Raw genomic sequence first — 1,787 nt, forward strand, 5'->3', positions numbered from 1 at the left:
AAGTTTGTTGACGTTATGTGTTGGTGACATCGCACGTAGTTGTTGGATATCTGTACCCAATACGTCTTTTAAGTATGCCTCACCACCATAAGAGTCTGGTACATCGCCCGTTTTATACATTTGCTCTAAATCATAAACACCGGCAACACCAACGGCACATTTAAACATGTCTGGCGCTAACATCGGGCTCATCAATGCTGAGTATCCGCCAAAGCTGCCACCAGAAATACACACTCTATCTTTGTTGGCATAACCTTGATCGATGACATATTGAGTTGCGTCGATAATATCGTATTGAATTTTGCTGCCCCAAGCGAGGTAACCAGACTCTTCAAACGCTTTACCATATCCACCAGAACCACGGAAGTTAACTTGTAACACGGCGATGCCATTTTGCGCTAATAGTTGGTTTTCTGGGTTAAATACCCATAAGTCGCGCGGGCCATGTGGTCCACCATGTGGATTAACCACGAGAGGCATATTTTTATGCTCTTTAAGGCCGCTAGGTAGGGTTAAATAGGCATGAATAGTGACGCCATCACGGTTAGTAAAACTGATTGGACGCACTTCTGACATTTCACTAGGATCTAGCGCAGCATTTTCAGCAAACAAGAATTTTAATTTGAGCTTTTTACGGTCAAATAAATAGTAGTCACCAGAGTTTTTGTCATTCATTGCAACAACGATAAGTGTATTGCCGTCGATGGTTTCACTGACAATACGAATACGATGGTCTGGAATAGCAGTCATTAGCTGTTGTAATGCTTTGGCTTTAGCACTTTCAGTATCGACAAAGCGATACTCAGGATAACCATTTTCAAACTCTACTGCGTAGAGGGTATTTGTTTGGTCACTCACCCATGTCATGAATGGATCGACAACATCATGTTGGATGATTTTTTTATGTTTAGCCGTTGCGAGTTCGACTTCGTAAATAGCGCGAGTAGCGCCTTCACCATTGGCGATAGCATAAATTGATTTGTTGTCTTCTGTGAACGAAATAGGGTAGAAATCGGTTAGTCCGCCTTTAATTCTTTCTGCATCAACCCATTCACCATTCTCATAGTAGAACAGTTGATCATCGTTTTTCTTATCTCTTGCAAAGCTAAAGCGAACGTCTTCTTTATTATCAACAAGGAAACCTGCATTTGCGATAGGTGAAGTGGTAAGGCGTTTGCGTTTACCTGAGTAGACGTTAACGCGATATACAAGGGTATATGCGTAGTTCATCCCATTCCAAGGATAGGCCATAACGTAAATGTATTTGTCATCATCTTTTAAAGTATCTAAAACAAATGCACTTGCGCGGATAGCTTCATTATTTGAAATACTCGTTCCTGTCGAGCCGCCGCCATTATAACCAAACAGGTATTTAGATTTGCTGCCATCATAATTTACAGCGAGTAACTCACCATAATAATCTGACACTTCACGCTGGGCATGCTTATAGAGTTTTTGTAATACAATCCGCTCGTCATTGACCCAATAATAACGGCCCACTTCTTCATCACCATTGAATTTGACCGCGTAAGTCGGCTTCATGGATTCAAGGTTGAGGATGAGCAAGGTGCGCTTTTCATCTTCAATGAGAATAACCGCGAGGTGCTCACCATCGGGAGATATTTTGACTTCAGAAAACTCTGAATCGGCACTGAAGTCTTTAATTTGAGGAGCCGCAAAAGTGTGGGTGGTAAATAGAACGAGCAAACAACATGTGAGGTATAAAATGCGCAGCATAAATACAGTCCGTGTAATTAATGTTAAAAATGTAACGTTATTGTATTTAA

At 41.3% G+C, this 1,787-nt stretch carries 1 protein-coding gene; it reads right to left on the bottom strand.

The window, feature by feature from the left end:
* A partial coding sequence (locus CXF78_RS16310; protein ID WP_102037369.1) for an alpha/beta hydrolase family protein occupies positions 1-1,737 on the bottom strand: 1,737 nt, incomplete at its 3' end.
* Positions 1,738-1,787: the final 50 nt, after the last annotated feature.

It is taken from the genome of Shewanella sp. 11B5 (assembly GCF_002836795.1).
GTDB classification, from domain to species: Bacteria; Pseudomonadota; Gammaproteobacteria; order Enterobacterales; family Shewanellaceae; genus Shewanella; species Shewanella frigidimarina.